Source organism: Mycobacteroides immunogenum (genome assembly GCF_001605725.1).
Lineage (GTDB): Bacteria > Actinomycetota > Actinomycetes > Mycobacteriales > Mycobacteriaceae > Mycobacterium > Mycobacterium immunogenum.
The window spans coordinates 5487397-5506804 of sequence record NZ_CP011530.1 but is presented as its reverse complement, the minus strand read 5'-3'; the positions used below and the strand labels follow the sequence as shown (position 1 = coordinate 5506804).

Annotated in this window: 20 protein-coding genes; 7 read left to right on the top strand and 13 right to left on the bottom strand. The window is 64.2% G+C overall.

From position 1 onward, the window contains the following. Positions 1 to 8: 8 nt before the first annotated feature. Together ABG82_RS27070 and ABG82_RS27065 are read right to left on the bottom strand one after the other, a co-directional pair. A complete protein-coding gene (locus ABG82_RS27070) occupies positions 9 to 737 on the bottom strand; it encodes an HXXEE domain-containing protein (RefSeq protein WP_052511032.1) in 729 nt (242 codons plus the stop codon). A 40-nt stretch (positions 738 to 777) separates the two neighbouring features. Further along, complete coding sequence (locus ABG82_RS27065; RefSeq protein ID WP_043078213.1) at positions 778 to 1443, bottom strand: hypothetical protein; 666 nt, start codon at positions 1441 to 1443, stop codon at positions 778 to 780. A gap of 111 nt (positions 1444 to 1554) precedes the next feature. Between ABG82_RS27065 and ABG82_RS27060 the strand changes: the two genes are divergently transcribed. Further along, complete coding sequence (locus ABG82_RS27060; protein WP_043078261.1) at positions 1555 to 2217, top strand: TetR/AcrR family transcriptional regulator; 663 nt, start codon at positions 1555 to 1557, stop codon at positions 2215 to 2217. 46 nt (positions 2218 to 2263) lie between these two features. Here the strand turns inward: ABG82_RS27060 and ABG82_RS27055 are convergent, their stop codons facing one another. The 3 genes from ABG82_RS27055 to ABG82_RS27045 all read right to left on the bottom strand — a co-directional run bounded on the left by ABG82_RS27055 (position 2264) and on the right by ABG82_RS27045 (position 5518). Next, complete coding sequence (locus ABG82_RS27055) at positions 2264 to 2929, bottom strand: YoaK family protein (protein ID WP_043078214.1); 666 nt, start codon at positions 2927 to 2929, stop codon at positions 2264 to 2266. Positions 2930 to 3054: 125 nt separating this feature from the next. After that, the gene (locus tag ABG82_RS27050) at positions 3055 to 3867 is read right to left on the bottom strand and encodes a DUF1906 domain-containing protein (RefSeq protein ID WP_043078215.1); all 813 of its coding nucleotides are present in this window, start codon (positions 3865 to 3867) and stop codon (positions 3055 to 3057) included. Positions 3868 to 3994: 127 nt separating this feature from the next. Continuing rightward, positions 3995 to 5518: a serine hydrolase domain-containing protein gene (locus tag ABG82_RS27045; protein WP_078343414.1), complete on the bottom strand. Its 1524-nt coding sequence runs from the start codon at positions 5516 to 5518 to the stop codon at positions 3995 to 3997. Positions 5519 to 5671: 153 nt separating this feature from the next. Here ABG82_RS27045 and ABG82_RS27040 point away from each other — a divergent pair, with 153 nt between their 5' ends. Beyond that, positions 5672 to 6355 carry a class I SAM-dependent methyltransferase gene (locus ABG82_RS27040; RefSeq protein ID WP_043078216.1) on the top strand — a complete coding sequence of 228 codons (684 nt, stop codon included), beginning with the start codon at positions 5672 to 5674 and terminating at the stop codon, positions 6353 to 6355. A 14-nt stretch (positions 6356 to 6369) separates the two neighbouring features. Here the strand turns inward: ABG82_RS27040 and ABG82_RS27035 are convergent, their stop codons facing one another. From ABG82_RS27035 to ABG82_RS27020, 4 genes are all read right to left on the bottom strand, one after another. After that, positions 6370 to 7797, bottom strand: a complete 1428-nt coding sequence (locus ABG82_RS27035; protein WP_043078263.1) for an alpha/beta hydrolase — start codon at positions 7795 to 7797, stop codon at positions 6370 to 6372. A 9-nt stretch (positions 7798 to 7806) separates the two neighbouring features. Continuing rightward, the gene (locus ABG82_RS27030) at positions 7807 to 8280 is read right to left on the bottom strand and encodes a MarR family winged helix-turn-helix transcriptional regulator (protein WP_043078217.1); all 474 of its coding nucleotides are present in this window, start codon (positions 8278 to 8280) and stop codon (positions 7807 to 7809) included. Between the two features lie 120 nt (positions 8281 to 8400). After that, the gene (locus ABG82_RS27025; protein WP_131676265.1) at positions 8401 to 8829 is read right to left on the bottom strand and encodes a hypothetical protein; all 429 of its coding nucleotides are present in this window, start codon (positions 8827 to 8829) and stop codon (positions 8401 to 8403) included. Positions 8830 to 9216: 387 nt separating this feature from the next. After that, on the bottom strand, positions 9217 to 9777 hold the full coding sequence (locus ABG82_RS27020; protein ID WP_043078218.1) for a TetR/AcrR family transcriptional regulator: 561 nt from the start codon (positions 9775 to 9777) through the stop codon (positions 9217 to 9219). Between the two features lie 174 nt (positions 9778 to 9951). Here ABG82_RS27020 and ABG82_RS27015 point away from each other — a divergent pair, with 174 nt between their 5' ends. From ABG82_RS27015 to ABG82_RS27005, 3 genes are all read left to right on the top strand, one after another. Then, the gene (locus ABG82_RS27015; RefSeq protein WP_043078219.1) at positions 9952 to 10518 is read left to right on the top strand and encodes a carboxymuconolactone decarboxylase family protein; all 567 of its coding nucleotides are present in this window, start codon (positions 9952 to 9954) and stop codon (positions 10516 to 10518) included. A gap of 2 nt (positions 10519 to 10520) precedes the next feature. Continuing rightward, a complete protein-coding gene (locus ABG82_RS27010) occupies positions 10521 to 11495 on the top strand; it encodes an MBL fold metallo-hydrolase (RefSeq protein ID WP_043078220.1) in 975 nt (324 codons plus the stop codon). A 105-nt stretch (positions 11496 to 11600) separates the two neighbouring features. Next, positions 11601 to 12671, top strand: a complete 1071-nt coding sequence (locus tag ABG82_RS27005) for an FUSC family protein (RefSeq protein WP_054173129.1) — start codon at positions 11601 to 11603, stop codon at positions 12669 to 12671. A gap of 24 nt (positions 12672 to 12695) precedes the next feature. On the opposite strand, the gene ppc is transcribed toward ABG82_RS27005, so the two are convergent. Together ppc and ABG82_RS26995 are read right to left on the bottom strand one after the other, a co-directional pair. Next, a complete protein-coding gene (gene ppc / locus ABG82_RS27000) occupies positions 12696 to 15485 on the bottom strand; it encodes a phosphoenolpyruvate carboxylase (protein WP_043078222.1) in 2790 nt (929 codons plus the stop codon). A 44-nt stretch (positions 15486 to 15529) separates the two neighbouring features. After that, positions 15530 to 16528 (bottom strand): ketopantoate reductase family protein, encoded by a 999-nt coding sequence (locus tag ABG82_RS26995; RefSeq protein ID WP_043078265.1) that lies wholly within the window; start codon positions 16526 to 16528, stop codon positions 15530 to 15532. Between the two features lie 146 nt (positions 16529 to 16674). On the opposite strand from ABG82_RS26995, the gene ABG82_RS26990 reads away from it, so the two are divergent. Further along, positions 16675 to 17934, top strand: coding sequence for an MFS transporter (locus ABG82_RS26990; RefSeq protein ID WP_043078223.1), 1260 nt, complete (start codon positions 16675 to 16677; stop codon positions 17932 to 17934). Positions 17935 to 17954: 20 nt separating this feature from the next. On the opposite strand, the gene ABG82_RS26985 is transcribed toward ABG82_RS26990, so the two are convergent. Next, a complete protein-coding gene (locus ABG82_RS26985) occupies positions 17955 to 18233 on the bottom strand; it encodes a hypothetical protein (protein ID WP_234708034.1) in 279 nt (92 codons plus the stop codon). 87 nt (positions 18234 to 18320) lie between these two features. Continuing rightward, the gene (locus ABG82_RS26980; protein WP_043078224.1) at positions 18321 to 18941 is read right to left on the bottom strand and encodes an FMN-binding negative transcriptional regulator; all 621 of its coding nucleotides are present in this window, start codon (positions 18939 to 18941) and stop codon (positions 18321 to 18323) included. 157 nt (positions 18942 to 19098) lie between these two features. Here ABG82_RS26980 and ABG82_RS26975 point away from each other — a divergent pair, with 157 nt between their 5' ends. Further along, positions 19099 to 19404, top strand: a complete 306-nt coding sequence (locus ABG82_RS26975) for a hypothetical protein (RefSeq protein ID WP_043078225.1) — start codon at positions 19099 to 19101, stop codon at positions 19402 to 19404. Positions 19405 to 19408 lie beyond the last annotated feature (4 nt).

Sequence of the window (19408 nt, the reverse complement as noted above, 5' to 3'; positions counted from 1 at the left end):
TGGAATCTCTACTGCTGTACGACTTCGTCGGCGGGCCCCGGCCGTGGTTGTAGCAGTCCGCCGGTCAGGATGATGAGCGCGGCGATGGCCGGTTGCAGCAGATCGAGGATCGGCCGGGAGATGGCGCCGTGCAGGAACAGCTGGATCGTCAGCGGCAGAGCGCCATTGACGACGATGCCGACGGCGACGATGCCCAAGAGCCGTCCCACACCGAGCGCCGGTTCCCGGTGCGTGAGGAATACGTACCCGGCCCACGCTGAGGCGGGCAGGAACAGGGTGATCGAGGTGAGTAGTCCCGGGTTGTACGTTCCGGTGACGAGGGCTGCGACGATGTGGAACACGCAGTTGACGGCCACCAGGCTGTAGAACGCGAACCCCATCACCGCGTATCTGCGTGCGAGCAGGGCGCAGAGCACCGCTACCACCCAGGTCAGCCCGATGTTGACGAAGAGGTAGAACTCTGTCGGGATCGGGCAGGCCGGATACGTGCCGATGCCGAGCGTGCCGCACAGCGTGTCGGGGAAGGCGTGCCGGGTGCCGTTGGCGGCGATGCCGTACTCCTCGAAAATGTGGAACAGGTACAGCACGACGGCGAGCCAGCCCAGCCAGCACGGGTCCTTCCGCCGGGGCAGCCCGACGTCGCTGCGCAGTACGTCGGTCGATAGCAGGACCACGGTGAGGACGACGGCGGCGCCGAGGCCGATCCAGGCGAACTCGAGATCGAAAGTGGTGAACACGCTTTGGGCACCTTTCAGGGTCCGGGCGGATCGACGGCCGTCAGCGGGCTGCGTGCGCGGCCTGCGCCCAGTTGAGGAACTCGCAGGCGAAGTGCCATTGGTGGCCTGTGAAGACGTCTTCGGGCGCGTGTGTGGGGAACTGGATCGTCAGCCGGATTCGCAGACCACGCGGACCGTCGCCGAATTCGTGCATGACGCGGCATATCTCGGTGCCATCGGCCAGCCGGCCGGTGCCGCCGATTCGGACGGGATAGTTCTCGTGGCCTGGGTCCGCGATCGGGACACCGTCGTGGAAGGTGAGGAAGAAGCGCAGCGGCCGTGAGCCGATTGTTTCGATGATCTCGACCACTCCGTCGGCGGCGTCGGCGAGGTAGTGCTCTGGATTGGCGGCGAGCAGCGCCGATCGGTCCGCGATCGCGAATCGGCGCTGCCACCAGCCCAGGAACTCCTGCGCGGTGATCCCGCCGATCTCCATCTCGGTGACCGCGGATCGCCAGGCACCGCCCGACGCGTCCGGCAACAGCGCCATCGTCTGATCGGCCGCGCGCAGATCCTCGGCGAGCAGCTCGCGCATCGACTCGTCCCCGATCCGGTTCTTGAGCAGGGCGAGCGCGGCCCGGGCGCGAGCCAGTTCCCAGCGATGGACGTCGTCCTGCGCGTACTCGGTGCCGTCGATCGTGGTTCGGACGGTCAGTGCGCTGCTCATGGCGTACTCCCCTCAGCTCGCGTCATTAAGCGGAGAATTTCTCTCCGATTCTGAAGATACTATAGCGGAGAGATATCCTCCGGTTCGGCGGTGAAGGAAGGGCGGCACACCATGCGAGCGGACGCGGCACGCAACAGACGGCGGATTCTCGATGCGGCCCGCGACGTCTTCTTGGCACAAGGCCTGGACGCACCCCTGGACGCGATAGTGCGCCGCGCAGGTGTGGGACCCGGCACGCTCTACCGCCGTTACGCCGACCGGGAGGCCCTTGTCCGGGATCTGACGGGCGATCTGTTGGTACGCCTGGAGGGCGTGGCCGAGGCGGCCGTCGCAGGAGGCGACGACGCCTTCGCGGCCTTGCGCCGCTTCCTGCACGGTGCGGCGGAACTGCGGATTGGTGCTGTGATGCCGGTTCTGTTGGAGGGTCTCGTGGTCGACGACGAGCTGGTGCGGATCCGCACCAGAACCGCGAGCACCGTCGGCGCCCTGATCGATGCCGCACACCAGTCCGGCAGGCTTCGCCGCGACGTGGGGATGGGCGACCTCATATTGCTGTCGATCCGCCTCGCGCGCCCTCTTCCTGGCGGGCTGGACCGCCTCGACGTTGGCGGCGATCTTCTCCACCGCCACCTCGATCTGGCCCTCGACGGTCTCGATGCGGCGGCAGCGCCCAAGTCTGCGACGGCCCCAGCACAGGGCACTCGCCTGAGCTTCGACGATCTCGTCGCGGCGGCAGACCGTCCGGCGGTTGCCGACGACGCAGGGCGGCCATAGGCAGACACTTGCGCCTTGAAACCCGTTACTACCCTTGATGAATGAGCTATTCGGTGGTCCGCACCGGGTCGATTATCAGCATGATGAGCATGACGGTGGCGATTCCGGCGGCGGCCCAGCTCGCGTGAATGTCCCATGCCTGGGTGGCGAAGGCGCCGGCCACCGCGCCTCCGGCGAAGGAACTGATCAGTGCCCCATAGATCCGCGCGGCTTGCCGGGCGGGGGAGCTGCGCTGCGTTAGTGCGTCGTAGATCTGTTGGACGAATCTCATCAGGTTGCCGGTAGTGGCGGCGGGCATGTACGTCAGGTCGCCGACTGTGCGGAACAGGCCGATCTGCACCGCGCCCAGAAATGCGATGGGCACGGTGATGAATCCGTGTGGGGTGGATGCTGGCAGGAATCCGATGATGATGAGTGCCACGACCTGGGCGCCTACCGCCCAGCGCAGTGGATGCGCCAATCGGGTGTGGCCGGCCTCGATGCGCGCGGCCATCGCGATGCCGAGCATGAAGGCAGGGACCGGCCACACGTGTGCTCGGGCGTCGTCCCAGTTCCGGGTGGCCGCGTCGACGGCGAACAGCACCATATTGCCGGTCTGGGTGATCGCGAAGGCGCCGCCGCGCGCCAGGTAGGTGTAGGCGTCCATGAAGCCGCTGCTAAGCGTGAGCACCAGGGCGAAACGCAGCGTGCGCGTTGGTGCGAAGTCGTCCATCTAGGAGATGCCCTCCAGGCGCTCATATCCCAAAGTTGTCGATACACAGGGATCTTCGCGATCACCGTATGCGGAGGCGGGCCGATCCGCAGGGGATGAGGGACGGGGTGCGCGTTGTTACGGCCTCACTGGTGAAAGTTCCACTGCCCGACATCCTGGGCCAGGGCGTCGCTGACGTCGACCTCCAGGCCGCCGACGACCGGACCGGGGTTGGATACGGTGCTCACGATGCGTTGGTAGAGCACCGCGCCGGGGAAGACCTGACCGCGCGACCATGACCGGGTCTGCCAGGCCCACACGTGGCCGGGTGAGCGCGAATTGCCGATGACACCATCGGAGGCGGCCCACTGACAGGGATTGATACCGCCATAGATTCCCGTGCGCTGCACTCCGAGTACCGAATTGATACCCCGAAACCATTGCAGTGCAACGTCGTTCCAGGTTCCGCGGTTGATGTCATCGTCGACGGAGAAGAAGATCGGCGCACTCTGGCCGCCGCCGGCCGCGGTGTGCAGCTGCCATGCGGTGCGGGCGTCTTCGACGCCTCCGTCGAACCCGCGGGTGAAGTCTGACGGCGCGGTGCCGCCGGGCTTTCCGTACTGAAAATTGCTGACGATCACCAATCCCGCGGAGGTGAGTGACTGGGCGTAGGGCCGGGTGATCGGCTTCGCGCCCATGGATGAGCCGGGCCGCGATGTGGAGACGTAGTTGATCACCCCGGCATGCCCGGCGGCCTTGATGTCCTCCGCCGGAATTTGGCGCATGGCGAAGTCGATCAATGTGGGTGCGGCGGCCGAGGCCGTGGGTATACCGGCATTCAGTGAGGCCGCACCGAGTCCGGCCAATGCCGAAACCGCGGTGGCGTAGCGCAGCGCGTCACGCCGGGTTACCGGACGTGAGGTGCGCCGAGGGCTCTGATTCCCCGACGAATCTTGCATGGCGCGATGTTAACAAAGTGACTGGTGTTAAAACTGTTGCCAGCGCGGCACTTTGATAACGCTCTTGTATCAATGCGGCTGATCGTGTGATCTGAACAGGCCCAAGCGTTTTCGATAGATGCTTGAACTAGTTGCGGTGGAGGCCCAGCACACGTGCGGTTGTGGTGGCGATATCGCCGCTCAGCCGCACAATGGGTGGACCGCCGCGTTGGTGGATGACGTTCGCCAGCACGACGACGTAGGTGTCCGAGGCGGGGTCCATCCACACGGACACCCCGGTGAAGCCGGAATGCCCGAAGCTGCCGATGGGGAAGAGCATTCCGCGGGGTTTCGACAGTTCGGTGTCGATGTCCCAACCGAGGCCGCGCAGGTTTTGCCCCACGATCGCCGGATAGTTGGGTGCCAGCAGGGGATCGGTTGGGTTGGGACTCTGGTGGATCGCTCGACTGCTGGCATCGTTGGCAGCGGGGAGCTGGGTTGCGGTGTGCCCGGGCTGTTGTGGGCTCGTCATCAGGGCAAGGGTGGACTGTTTCAGTGGAAACGCACTGGGGCGGCCCGCGAGCCGATCAAGAAGTGCTTGGCAATACCGGCCCACGTCGTCGGCGGTGGAGAACACACCGGCGCTCCCGACCACACCGCCCATCCGGCGTGCGGTCGGGTCGTGCACCGTGCCGCGGAGCAGGCGGTCATAGTCGGGATTGATGCCCGGGGTGTCTTCGTCACGAGCGGTCGGTGCGATACGAGTCAGCAGATCGGTGCTCCAGGTTCCCGGCGGGCATGGTCCAACGCTGCGCACACTGTTGTCCAAAGCGATTGATGTACCGATGATTTGGTGCGGACCGCAGGCCTTGGCGGCGGGCAGATAGCGTGTATCGGTCATGTTCAACGGTGCAAAGACGTTGTCCTGCACGTACACATCCAGGGCAGTGCGCGTGGTCTTCTCGATGAGTGCGCCGAGGATGATGAAGTTGATATCGGAGTAGTGGAATGTTGTTCCGGGGTCGAAAGCCAGTGGGGCGGTGAGCGCGCGATGGAGGCCGTCGGGCTTGTCCGGCGCGGTGAGACCCCACGGGCCCTGATGGCTCAGATCGCCTCCGAGGCCCGAAGTATGGGTAAGCAACATGCGCAGTGTCACGTGGGCGCGCCGGGAGTCGTTGTCGGGGTTGAAGTCTGGCAGATAGGTCTGCACGGGTTCGTCTATCCGAACCAGACCTCTCTCATACAACTGGAGAAGCGCCACGCTTGTCGCAAGGGGTTTGGTCAACGACGCGAGGTCGAAAATGGTGTCCGCGGTCATGGGTTCGGCGGGTGCTGGTGATCCGTCGAGGCCTGGTTCGTCGGGGAGCTTGCGCCAACCGAAGGCCTGCCGGAACACGATTGAGCCGGCATGTCCGATGTGAACCACCGCACCCGGCAGCCGCGGTTCCGCCACGGCGTCGTTCATCAGACGGGTGACGGGAGCGAAAGGCCCCTGCGGGACGACGCTGGGTGCGGTGAGCGGCGGCGTCGAATGGCTACACGCGGACACCTGCAGGAGGGCGAGCGCGACGGTCAGTGCTGTGCGGGCTCGTGCCACGCACCGTCCCAACACCTTCACGAGATCGACGGTAGTGCACGGATGCCATGAGACATCCCGGTAATGGCTGTCCATTACGTATCCAATTTGTTATCGAATTCCAGGTAATTCACAATTAATGCGACGCAGATATTCAGTATCGAGGAGTAAAACTCAGCGTGAGAAATAATCGTGCTGAATGAAATTACTTGATTGCCGCCCGTGTGCACCGCGCCTACCATCGGCAATATGCCAACATTTGATGTGAATTCTGTGGACTGGGACGAGCTGTACCGGGGTGAAGCGGTGTACGCGCCGGGTGATCCGGGCTGGAACATTGGCGAAATGCAACCCGAGATAGCGGCGCTACATCGCCAAGGAAGGCTCGAAAGCCCTGTTCTGGACGCAGGCTGCGGAGTCGGATTGACCTCGCTGGCATTGGCAGGACATGGCTATCAGGTAGTGGGACTCGATTTATCGGGCGGTGCCATAGAAAAAGCGCGGAAGGCGGCTGAGCCGCTGGGTCTTGATGTTGTCTTCGATACCGCTGACCTGACTTCTGATATCGGTTATCGGAACCATTTCAATACGGTGGTAGACGGACTTGTATTCCACTGTTTACCCGACGAGCTCAGGCAAAATTACGTGCGCTCTTTGGCGCGCACGCTTAAGACGGGCGGCAGGTTCTTTGCGCTTGTATTTGCCACCGAGGCTTTTCCGCCCAACGCCGAATTCGGGCCCCGGCCGTTCACCGAGCAGCAGTTGCGCGACATCGTCGGACAGCACCTGGTGATCGATGAGGTGCGGCGTGCCCGAGCGTGGGTGAATGTTCCCGGCCAGCTGCCGGAAGGCTTCGAATACCGCAACGTAACGATCGGTTCCGATGGACGCGCGCAGCTGCCGGCCTGGCTGGTTTCGGCGCATCGAAGTTGAGATGGCAGCCACGGCTACCTGCCGGGTGCCGGTGACAGTGGGGCAGCGGCATGCACGGTCACCGCGGGCTCTGGCGCCAAGCCCGGTAGGGCAATTCGCGGCGCCTGCGGTGTACCGAGTCTGCCCGCCAGCCACGGGAGTGCGGCATCGAACGCCTGCGCGGCGAAGGGCCAATCGTGTCTGCCCGGTTGTGTCGATACCGCGCACCGGATGCCGTGGCTGCTGGCCAGCTCACACAGTGAGTTCGCGGCCAGGTCTTGTCCTTCGGGGTTGGCCAGGCCGTCATGCGGGCTGTCGCTGACCGAGCCGATACCCGTCGCCGTCAGCAGGCGACGTCCGGTGCCGCCGGGGATGTCGAACCAGCCGGCCACCCCGCGGTATTGGCCGTGCTGGCTGACCACGGTAGCGGGATCAAACCGCGACCACGCCTCGGCGTCCCCGCCGAACAGGGCTGCGATGCTGCGCGCCTTGTCTCCGGTATTGGGGCCCGAATCACCGGCAATATCAACGAATGCCGAGAACAGTTCGGGGTGCATGACCGTCAGATCGAGCGCACAGGTGCCGCCCATCGACCAACCGGCTACGCCCCAGTTATGCCGGTCGGGGCTGACCCGGAAGTTGGACACCACGTACGGCACCACCTCTTTGACGAGGTGGTCGGCCGCATTGCCCCGGCTGCCGTTGACGCATTCGGTGTCATTGTTGAATGCCCCGGTGGCATCGGCGAACACCAGCACCGGCGCATTGCCGTCGTGCTGTGCGGCGAAGTCATCGGCGCTCTGCGCGGCGTGGCCTGCCCAGACCCAGTCGGCGGGGGTGTTCAGCGCGGAACCCACCATCAGCACCACAGGAAGCTGCGGTGCGGGATCATGGTCAAACCAGGCAGGCGGCAGATATACCAGCTCAGTGCGATGGTTAAACCCTGACACGCCAACGGGAATGGATATCGGTGTGATGACGCCTGCTGGGGGGCGTACGCCGGCCAGCTGCATGGCCAGGATCGTGCCGCGATCTACCTGACCGGGCACGGGTGCGGAGGTGAGTCGGCTCCACGCGGCATGCACGGTAGGCAGGTAGCCGATCCATGCGTTCATCGACAGTCCGGCGCACAGCACACACAGCGGTACCGCCGTGGCCGCCATCATGCGTTCCCACCACCGTGAGCCGCGCCAGAACGCCGCCAGCACCAGGGTCAGACCCGTGGCCGTAAGCCACAGCCACAGTCCCGGTGGCGCGGGGTCGCCCGCGACGCCCACCGACGTGAGATACCAGTATGAACCCAGGGCCAGCGTTCCGCCTGCGGCAAGACCTACGAGGAACGTGCCTCGGCTACGTCGCACTCCGCCTGCTACGACGACCAAAAATATTGCCGCCGAGGCAATTTGGGTGAGCGCGGGAAGCCACCCGTGCAGAAGGGACAACTGCCCGACGACATGGCGCATGCGGTCCACCTACAGGCCGGCAGAGGCCGGCGGCTCACCACCGGCTGCGGTGAACGCATTCAGCGCCCGCACCAGGCCGCGGCGCTCGCGCGCCGCCATCTTGCCGGCGATCTCGGCAATCACGGCCCGACGGCGGGCGGTAACCTCCTGAACCACGCCCTCTCCGTGAGCTGTCAACTCTGCCACCAATTCCCGTCGTGAGCGGGGGTGCGGACGGCGATCGATCAAACCCACGCCCACCAAGCGGTCCACCATCCGGCCAGTCGTCGAGGGCTGTACGCCCAACAGCTGAGCCAGGGTGGCCAGGTTGATCGGCCCTTCGTTGGAAAGAATCACCAGGGTGCGGAACTGGGCGAATGTGATCGTCTCGTCGACTTCTGCGATGGATCGGGCCGAGATGGCCAAGAGCAGCCGGGAGGCCACCAACAGCGAGTCGGTAAGAGCATCTAATGATTCGTCGGGCTCGACCTCATCAACAGCCACACCGGCTCTCTTTCGTGTTGGGCCCGCCTACCGCGACGCTCGATCTTATGATAACCAATAGAAACTATTGCGTTACGCAACAGTATGCCTCGGAGAGTCCGGGAGCTCTCGGCGCTGACGCTACGGGGAATGGCTGATGACGGCGGGAAACGGCAGATCTCGCAGGACTGCGTCATCGGGAAAGCAGACCGAAGCGACGGAAATGGTCGGTGGTTGGTCGACGGCGATCTGTAGCCGGTAGCCGGGCCTTGGCTCAGCGGTCCATCCGGGCCGCGCAGCGCCAGGGGTCGTTGTGATGGGTACCCCCCAGCTGCGCCACAGTGCCGCAGCCTGGGAGGCAATCGCGTCGGAGTGCATCGCGGGCGATGTCATGACGGTCATCGAGATCTCGAACCGCACCGTTGGTTTGGCAGGGTCGGCATCGGGGCAGCCCGCGGTGCGACCGCCGACCGGCATGGCACTGCCGTCCAGGTAGGTGCCAGGCGGCAGCGCGTTGACGGTCTTCTCCAGGTAGCCGACCACCTCCTGCTGCACCGTGGGCCTACTCACGCCCGGGATGGTCGCCCCCATTGAATGGCCCTCGTGGTCAACGTTATTGGTTCCGGTTGCCGGCGCTGATTGGGCCGAACACGCGGTGGCGACCGCGAGCAGCCCGGCCGCGGCAAGGGCGCGGTGTCGTTGTGCGCATCTCAATACGGTGACCACCAATTACTCGGAGAGGTTGATCCCTTTCAAGTATTGCATATAGCTACTATTTCTGACGGCTTCTATCGTTGCCCAGGGCGTATCACGTTGATAGTGAACAGAACACCCCGCTACACGGCCGGCGAATCAGAGTTCCGTTGTTGGCTTTGGGCGCGGCATCGGGCATCGGTTCTCTCCTCTATGAGCGGCTACTGCCGCTGGGCCCGAATCTTTCATCGCCACCCTGGCGCCCTAATCGCCGTGGTCGGTTTGCGAGGCCGCCGCGTGTATCGCGGGCAGATAGACGGTGTCGACCAGTGCGGCGAGCGTGCTCGCCTCAATCTTGTCGCGCGCGAAGAGCAGTTCGTTGCGGATGAGGGCGAAAATGCTTGTAGCCACCAATTCGGGAATTGCGGCGGGGCCTAGGTCGCCACGCTCGCGGGCCGCGTCCAAAGTACGGCGGATCGTTTGATCCGCTTTTGCGGCGACCTTGGCCTGGAATGTCCGCATCGTGGCGTCGTCGGCTTCGGCGATGAGGCTGCGATAGGTGTCGATGCCGATCCCCTGCCATGTTTCGACGATCGATTCAGTCAGGGCGATGATGTCGTCTCGAAGAGACGTCGATGGCGTTATATCGACGGGTTCCACCCGCAAGGTGGGCAATGCGTCGGTCACCATCTCTGCGCGAGAGCTGTAGCGGCGGTATAGGACTGGCTTCCCGGTCCTAGCACGCCGGGCCACCCCTTCGAAAGTGACGCCGGAGTATCCGTGATCCATCAGCTCGGCCCAGGTGGCGTCACGAATCGCTGACATCAACACGTCGTCGCGGCGTCGTGAAGCGGGCGCGGAATGCGCACTGCCGGGTTGATTAGGCACGTTGCGTAGCTTAATCGACCGGGCTATGCTCTGAACCTGTAGGGAACGGAGCGTTCCTTATGGTCGCGTTCACGAGTGACCTCTCGATGTGACTGTGAGGTGGGTAGAACCATGGCTATTTCGCTGCCGAATGTGGCAGACCTCGATCCCGCGCAACGCGAGGTCTATGACTTGTTTCCGGCCAATCTCTCCCGGGGCCTGGTCATGACCAAGGCCAGTGGAAAGCCTTATCTGGGGCTAGGGCTTTCCTTCCGTGCGGGTGCGTTATCGCCCGAAGTTCGGGAACTGGTGATTCTGCGGGTCGGTGCGGTGACCAACGCGCAGTACGAAATCCATCATCACGTGCCCGAGGCGCGAACAGTGGGTGTACCAGGCTCGGTGATCAACGCCGTCTTGTCGGGAGCTGCCGTGTTTGGCGACCGGCGTATCGATGCGCTCATCGCCTTCGTCGACGACCTGCTTACCCGGATCAAGGGAGCGGGCGCCGACACCACGGGTATGCAGGAATTCTTCTCCGATAACGAGATCGCCGAGATCACCCTGCTGACAGGTCATTACGTGATGACGGCGATGTTCATCAAGACGCTGGGCGTGGTCCCTGAGACCGATGCCGTGGATGGTCCGAGCATTCTGGCCGGAGCCACCGCCAAGTTGCACGCGGAACAAACAAAGGACTGATGATGTCAGACGCGATCCCCTTCCAGGAGGGACTCTTTGAGCTCGGTGGCGGGGCGTATGTGTTCCTGTCCGGCGACACCGGGTTTGGCCTCGCCAATGCGGGCCTGGTGGTCAGCGCTGGCGAGTCGCTGGTAATCGACACGCTCTACGACGTGCGGCATGCGCGCGCCATGCAGGCGGAAATGGACGAGCTGACCGCGGCCGCGCCGGTGCGGCATGTGTTCAACACCCATACCGACGGCGATCACTTTTTCGGCAATCAGGTTTTTCCCGCCGACACCGAGATCATCACCACCGAGGCCGCGAGCGCCCTGATGGTCCAGGAACATGCGGATCTTACGGCGAAGCTGCTCGGTGCAGATACCAAACCCGGTGGCGCCCTGCATGCATTGGCGCCCTTGGCGCGTCCGTTCAATTTCGGTGAGGTGCGGGTACGCCCCGCCGACGTGACGTTCTCCGGCGAAAAGGCCGTGCGGGTGGGCAACCTGGATGTGGAACTACATGAGCTCGGTCCGGCGCACACGGTGGGTGACGCGATCGCCTATCTGCCCGAGCTCGGTGTCCTGTACGCGGGAGATCTGCTGACGCGGGATCTCGTTGCGGTCGTCTGGTCGGGTTCTATTCCGAACTGGATTGCGGCACTTGAGCGCATCCGTGCGTTCGGAGCCCAGAAAGTAGTGGCCGGGCATGGGCCGGTGCTTGTCGGCGGTGAGATCAATGCGGCCATCGATCGTGGTATCGGATTCTGGTCCGCATTGCACACGGACGCCACGCGGCTCTACGACCTTGGTGTGCCGGTGGATGAGGCAGTGGCACGGATGAACATCAGCGACTATCCCGAAGCGGCGGTGACTCTGCCGATTATCGTCACGGCGGTTTACCACGAGTACGACCCGGAGATCCCCTACCTGGATCTGGCTCAGTCCGTGGAGGCCATGGCGACGCGGCTTACCCATCTGGCGCCCGGACAGGAGTAAATGAACGTTCGACATCCGCCCCAGCTAAGCGCACATGCGGCAGCACGGTTGAGTAGCGACGTACTGTACGGCTGACGGTGTGGGAGCTGTAGGAGTCATCGGACTGTGGTCGCACGGATCGGCTCGGCAATGAGCAAGGCGGTACGGCGCGTGCGCGGTCATGCCGCGGCATTCGCACAAGCCTCGGTTTCGGCCGGCCTGGCCTGGTTTGTCGCCCATGATCTGCTGGGACACCCACAGCCGTTCTTTGCGCCCATTGCCGTTGCGGTCTGTCTGAGCGCGAGCACCGTGCTGCGTTCCCAGCGGGCTCTGCAGATGATCTTCGGAGTCAGTTTGGGGATCGGTATCGGCGTTGCGGTGCAGGGGCTGTTGGGTACCAACGCGCTCGCGGTGTCGTGCGCTATGTTCGTCGCGCTGTGTATGGCGGCGGTGCTGGCCCGGGGATTCATTGCGCAGGGCCTGATGTTCTCCAATCAGACCGCGGTCTCGGCTATTCTGATCATCACGCTGCCGCATGGAGGGACGGGTGCCGAGCGCCTGTTCGACGCACTGGTCGGCGGCGGCATCGCGATCGTGGTCAGCCTCTTGCTGTTTCCCGCCGACCCGGTGGCCTTGCTACGCACGGCCCTGCGCTCCACGCTTGCGGCCACGGCGGACACGCTCATCCGGCTGGCAGGCCACATCGAAGACGGCGGCGGTGAGTCCGGCGGTGCCGATTGGATCGGGGTCGAGGCCGAGCGCCTCAATCAGGATCTGGCCACCGTCGCGCAGGCACGGGCCACCGCGGGTCAGGTGATACGGGTGGCCCCGCGCAGACGGGCGCTGCGTCCGGCGGTGGAGAGTCTGGAGCGCGAGGCCACGCAGATCGCGCTGCTTACCAGCGCTGTGCTCAACCTGGCCCGCACCGCCGAGGCCGCACTAGAAGCCGGGGAGACCCTGCCCGACGGGCTGTCCGCGGCGATCCGCGATCTGGCCGACGGTTTGTCGCTGCTGGTATCCGGGGACACCTCGGCCGCGACGGCTGCGACCGCCCGGGCCGTTGGACGGATGGGCGAGCCCGCGGTCGCGGCGCCGAGTAGGGCGTCACTTCTCATCCTGCTCATCGTCGATTGTGGGCGTGACCTGGAGGCCATTGTCGCGTTCAGCGCCGCGGCGGCAGCGCGCCGTGGTGCATGACTTCGGTGGCGTTGACCGGGGGACTTACCCGCTGTTGCGCAGCGCGGTGGCCAGACCACTCATCGTGAGCAGGATGCCGCGTTGCACGAGTTCGTCCTGGTCGCCGGAGCGGTACCGACGCAGCAGCTCAACTTGTAGGTGGTTGAGCGGTTCCAGATAGGGAAAGCGGTTGAACACCGAACGTGCCAGTGCCGGGTTGTCGGCCAGCAGGTCCTCGTGTCCGGTGATCAATTGATGCATGGCGATGGTCTTGTCGTGTTCGGCCACGATCTTGTCGAAGACCCGGTGCCGCAGCGTCTCGTCCTCGACAAGTTCGGCGTAGCGGGCGGCCAACCCCATATCGGACTTGGCCAGTACCTGCGCCATATTGGACAGCACCGTCTGAAAGAACGGCCACTGACGGTAGAGCTGCTGCAATACCTCAAGTCGCCCATCACCTTCGGCGATCCACTGTTCAATAGCCGTGCCGGTGCCGTACCAGCCGGGCAACATCACCCGCGATTGACTCCACGCTAAAACCCACGGGATGGCGCGGAGATCGGCGATCGATGTGGTGGGCTTCCTGGATGTGGGCCGACTGCCGATGTTCAGCGCGCCGATCTCGTTGACCGGCGTCGATGCCTTGAAATAGTCCACAAAGCCCGGTGTTTCGTGCACCAGCTCGCGATAGGTGCGCTGGGCGCGCGCGGCGAGGTCATCGAGTATCTCGTAGGCGGTGTCGGCCGCCGCTCCCAATCCTTCGACATCGAGCAGTGTTGATTCCAAGGTCGCGGCCAACAGCGTCTCGAGGTTGCGATGGGCAGTGCGTGGTTCGGCGTACTTGGCGGCGATCACCTCGCCCTGTTCGGTGATGCGAAGCGATCCGGACACCGCTCCCGGTGGTTGCGCCAAGATGGCGTCATAACTCGGACCACCGCCGCGGCCCACGGTGCCACCACGACCGTGGAAGAGGCGCAGTCGGATTCCGGTCTTGCGCGCGGACTCCACCAGGTCCAGTTCGGCGCGGTACAGGGCCCAGTTGGCGGCCAGGTAGCCCCCGTCCTTGTTGGAATCGGAGTACCCCAGCATGACCTCTTGGCTCTCGCCGCGGGCTGTCACCAAGGCTCGGTACAGCGGAATTTCCAGTGCTGCTTCGAGAATCGCGGAACCACGTTGCAGGTCGTCAATTGTTTCGAACAGCGGCACTATGCCCACCGGACAGAATGGTCGCGGGCGGGAGGCGTCCAGCAGGCCTGCCTCCTTGAGGAGAATTGCCGCCTCCAACATGTCCGAAACCGATTGGCACATCGAGATGATGTAGTTGGGCACCGCCTCGGGACCGTAAACCCGTACGGCCCGCGCGGCAGCCGTGACGATGTCGAGTTCCTTGCGGGCGAGCTCGGAAAGCTCCGCGCCATCGCCGATCAAGGGACGGCGAGTGCGTAGTTCGGTGACCAGCACCTCGACGCGCTCGTGCTCGGGCAGCGATCGATAGTCGGGATGCACGCCGGCCCACGCGAGTAGTTCGGACACCACCTCTTCATGAATGTCCGAGTTCTGCCGCATATCCAGGCCGCTGAGGTGGAAACCGAAGACCCGCACAGCTTCCCGCAGTCTGTACAGACGATCGTCGGCCAGCACGACGCTGCCGTGCGCACGCAAGGAGGCGTCCACGACGTCGAGGTCCGCCAGAAATTCGTCCGGAGTGCCGTATGGTGCCAGGCCCAGATCCAGATCGTGCTCTGGCATGTGGTCGAGGATTTGCGCGGCGGTCGCGGTGAGGCGCGCATGGATGACCCGCACGGCCCGGCGATAGGGCTCGTCGGCGCGGTCGGCCTCTCCACACAGCTCGGCCAGCGCGATCAGGTCGGGGGACACGGTGACGAGCCGAATCGAAAGGGACAGCTCTTGCTCCAGTGCCACCAATTGTTCGAAATAGTGGGTGACCGCGGTCAGCGCGGCGCTGCTGGTCGCGAGATGCACCACCTCGGCGGTGACGTTCGGATTTCCATCGCGGTCGCCACCGATCCAGGAGCCGGGGCGCAGAATTGGCTGGCTGAGCAGATGAGCATCCGGCCAGCGGCGGCGCAACGCGGTGCGGACCTCGGCATTGATCTCGGGTATCACGTCGAAGAAGGCCGCTGGGTAGTACCGCAGTCCCACCGCAATCTCGTCTTGAATCTTCAACCGGGACAACCGGATCAGTGCCGTTTGCCACAGCGTGAGGATGTGCCGCTGCAACTCACTGTCGATATCGCGGCCGGCTTCGGTCTGCGATAACCCGTGCATACGAAGCCGCATGAGCTCGGTGATGCGATGTTGGGTCTCGAACACGGTGCGCCGGCGGGTCTCGGTGGGGTGTGCGGTGATCACGGGTGATACCAGCGCGCCCGCCAATGCGTGCGCGACACGGTTCGAATCTATTTGCGCGGCATCTAGTTTGAGATATGTGGCGGCGAGACTGCTGTCCTGTGGGGGTGCGCCCGCCGCGACGTGGATGACACGCCGGCGCTCCCGGTGAATGTCCTCGGCGACGTTGGCCAACAACGCGAAATGGGTGAAGGCCCGAATCACGGGGATTGCCTGATGGATGTCGACACCATGGAACAGCTGTGCCAGTTCTGCCCGGTCGATCTCCGAGCGGCGCACCCGGAATGACTCCACCCGCGCCCGCTCGACCAGGTCAAAGACTTCGTCGCCGCACTGCTCGCGCACCGTGTCGCCCAGGATCGCGCCGAGCAAACGGATGTCCTCACGCATCGGTTCGGTGGCCTCCCGCCCCACCTGTGTCCGGGTGACGGCGCCTATCGGTGCAAGATCCGTAACCTCAGTCATACGTCGAGTATCCGTGGCGACGAGTCCTTGTGCACGGCGAGTGCCTATCGAGTTAGCTCTGCGTCCACCGCTGCGCGCAGCTCGGCCTCTGACATGGAGCTGGGCGCCCGTCCATCGCGGACGAATCCGTTGGCGAGGCGGCGCACGAACTCGTTGACCGGCGCGGATATGCCGTTCAATCGTGCTATCAACGCGATTTCACCATTGAGGTAGTCCGATTCGATTCGGCCGGTGCCCCGGGCCAGGCTTTGCCATGATGAGCTGCCGCCGATACCGGCGCCGAGCACCTGTGCCGTGCTGGCCCGCAGTTCCCCGAACCGGAGCTGTTCCTCGTCAGCCGACGCGAATTCGATCCCGGCGCCGGTGAGTACCTTCACGCCTTCCGCCTGCGCCCGGCGCATAAGGTCGGTGGCGGTGGGTCCGGGTGTGGCCACTGCGTCGATGGCGTTGACTAGGTTGGTCAACAGTTTTGCGTACTTCCACCGCATGATGTCCGGCCGCGCCACCGAACCGCACCCCGCCGATTCGATAGCCGCAGCAATAAATTCGGCGGTGTCGTCCACCCCGCTGGGATAGCGGCCGACGTCGAGAATCGCCGGGATGGGCCACGATCGGTACTCGACGACACCGGGACGCAAGTGCACTGCCGGGAAGACCGTCGGGACGCCGTACACATTCGCGAACCTGCGCAGCGCGGCACGTTCATTGGCCACCCCGTTCTGTACACAGACGATGGGAGTTTCTGGGTGCGCAACGACGGCAAGGTCATTCAGCGCGAGCGCGGTGTCGTTGCTTTTCATCGCCAACAGCACCACATCGTGGGCCGAGAGCGACACCTCGTGCGGACCGGCCACGGCCGCAACGGGAACGGTCTCGGTGCCGGACTGACTAACCACCTGGAGACCGTCCGATCGCAGGGCAGCCAGGTGGGCTCCACGGGCGATCAACACCACCTCGTGGCCCGCCTTGGTCAACAGGGCACCCAAACCGCCGCCGACGGCGCCTGCGCCATAGATGACGAATCTGCGGGGCGTACCGAGCATCAGAACCTCCCGAATCACGGCCGTGGGGCGCGGTGCGGACGACCCCTTCGACTGTACGGAGAGATACCAGGGGGCGAGATCGTCCCAGGCGGCTACCGCGCGTAACCACTTACAGTGGTCTAGCGGAGAAACTTCGAGAGGACTGTATGGCCACGGAAACGCCTGATATACGCCCTGAGGCGGACGTCCGGATCGCGCAACCGCGCGCCTTCTTGCCGGTCTTTCTGCTGGCCTACTTTGCCTCCGCGGTCGCGCTGTTGGCTGCCGGCGGAGTGAGCATTCCGCTGCGGCTCGCGGAACTTGACCCGGATCACAAAACCCAGGCGCTCTCGTTGACCATGGCCCTCGGCGGAATCGCGATCATCCTGGTCACACCCCCGCTGGGACACCTCAGCGACACGTCGACATCGCGGTTCGGGATCCGGCGGCCGTACTTGGTCGGCGGCACCCTCATCGGGGCGGTGGGCCTAATCACCTTGGCCACCGCTCCCAGCGTCGGGGGCGTCGTTGTTGGCTGGTGCATAACTCAGATGGGTTTCGCCGCAACCCTCGTGGTGTTCAATGCGCTGCTGGCAGACCAGATTTCGATCGCAATCCGGGCACGCGTCGCGGCAGTCTTCGGTATCTCGACCAGCCTGGCACCGGTGATCGGCAGCGTATTCATCAACGTCCTGCCCGATGATCCACGTTGGTGGTTCGGCCTGCCCGCGGTGCTGGCCTTGGTGTTCAACGGTGTCGCGGCCGCCATCCTGCGCGATACGGTGCGCACGCGGCGCGCACCCCGGAACTGGCAACAGATCTTGTCCAGCTACTGGATAAACCCAAGAAAGCACCAAGATTTCGCGTGGGCATGGATCTGCCGGCTCTTCGTCACCATGTCGGTGCTGTTGGTGACGGTCTACATGCTGTACATCGTGGCGGGAACGCTGGGGCTCTCCGAGCATGAAGCAGCCGCCAAGTACGGCGTCATCATCGGATCTTTCTTGATCACCAACACCCTTACGGCAGGGGTTTGTGCCTGGTGGTCGGACCGCACCGGGCGGCGTAAGGGCATTGTGTGGACGTCGTGCCTGATCACGGCGGTCGGATTGGTGATTCTGCTGTTGTTCAAGGACTTCCACGCGCTCTTGCTGGGCGCGGCGGTCATCGGCGCAGGCCAAGGTGCCTATGCCGCGGTGGATCTGGCCTTGATGACCGAGGTGCTGCCCGAGACGGATTCATCGGGCAAGGACCTCGGAGTGGTGGCAATGGCCTATCTGCTGCCGCAGCTACTGGTACCGCTCCTGGCGACGGCGCTATTCGGGTTGCACGGCGCGCAGGGTGATTTCAGCGTCCTGTACATCGCGTCGATGGTGCTGTCCGTCCTTGGAGGTCTGGCGGTCCTCCCCATCAAGGCGGTCCGCTGAGCCCAGGGCCGGTGATCGCACTAGACGGGTGAGACCTCGCGCCGCTGGCCCGGCGAGGTGATGACGTCGCGGGAAGCCGGGAAGCGGCGGTGTAGCCCGTCGATCATCCGGTGTGCCTCCAGCATTTCTTTACGCATCGCGGCCAGTCGCTGGCGCAGATGACGCCACGACGCGGTGTGTTGAGGGGTATGCCGAAGCCGCTGCTCAACCTTGGTCATCGACTGGGTGAGGGCGTCGATGTGTTCATACAGAGACGCCAGCAGCACCCGGGCCTGCGCCACGGACGGGTCCTCAATCACCGGCATATGGTCGCACGTTCTGAGACGATCCACGCACTTTACGTCCCCTAGGGGTGAGTCCACTGCCGCGCCGGGGGAGGCGCGCGACTATCCCGCGGTGTTCAGGGAGGCCACCCGGTCGGCGACGCATTGGTCCGACGGAACAGCGGAGCTGCGCAATCCCTCGATGACGCCCGTGCGATTGCGTTCCGGCTGATTCTGCGACATCTTCGCCTTGCCTTCCACGTGATCGATACTCAGCTCGATCCCGACGATGGCACGGATCTGCGCGGCCGTGAACGACTCGGGCGCGTCCTCGATGCCCCACGGTGCGTCCCGGTTGTGTTCGTGTCGATCGGTGAGTTCGGTGACGAGCGCGCGCACCCAGTCTGGATCGTCGTGTGCGGTGAGGGTCCCGTGCACGGTGAGAACCTCGTAATTCCAGGTGGGTACCACCTTGCCGGATTCGGCTTTGGTGGCATAGAAGCTAGGCGAGATGTATCCCTGAGGTCCGGTCACGATCGCGATGGACGGGCCGGTGCGGTGCCAATGCGGGTTGGCGCGGGAGACATGCCCCACCAGCGTGTTGCTGGTGGGCCGGTACAGCAGCGGCACCGGTGTCACGAGGTAGCCGCTGTCGTCGTGCGTGACGAGGTGAGCCAGGCCGATGCCGGCGAGCACGGCGGTGATCTGCTCGCCCTGCATCGCGAAGTTCTTGGGTACGTACATGGGCCCATTGTCGCGCAGACGTGGGGAACACCACGACACCTTTTACCTGCTAGCAGGTAAGGCAGACCACCCGTTAGCAGCGATGTGTGAAGACCGCACTTCCCGAAGACTTTTCACTAACGCCGCGACTGCGCGGCACGTGTGAAAGGAGTGGGTCATGGGCCTTCCGTCAAGGCGCGTCTGGCTTGCGGCGATGATCGTCCCCGCGTTTATCACCGTGGGTGCCACCGTGGGAACAACCATGGATCAGCCGGCAGCACCACACCGAATTATGCTGGCAAGTAACGATTCTGGACCCAACAACCCTGACTCGGATATCAGCGGCCCGTACGACTCGGACGAAACCAATATCGCGCCGAAGGCACCGAGCAGTGGCACCGGCATGGAATGCGAAGACCAGGGCGTTGGCTGTGATCACGATCAGAGCGGGTCGGTGCTGTCGTCAGACAACGACGAGGTGTAGTCAC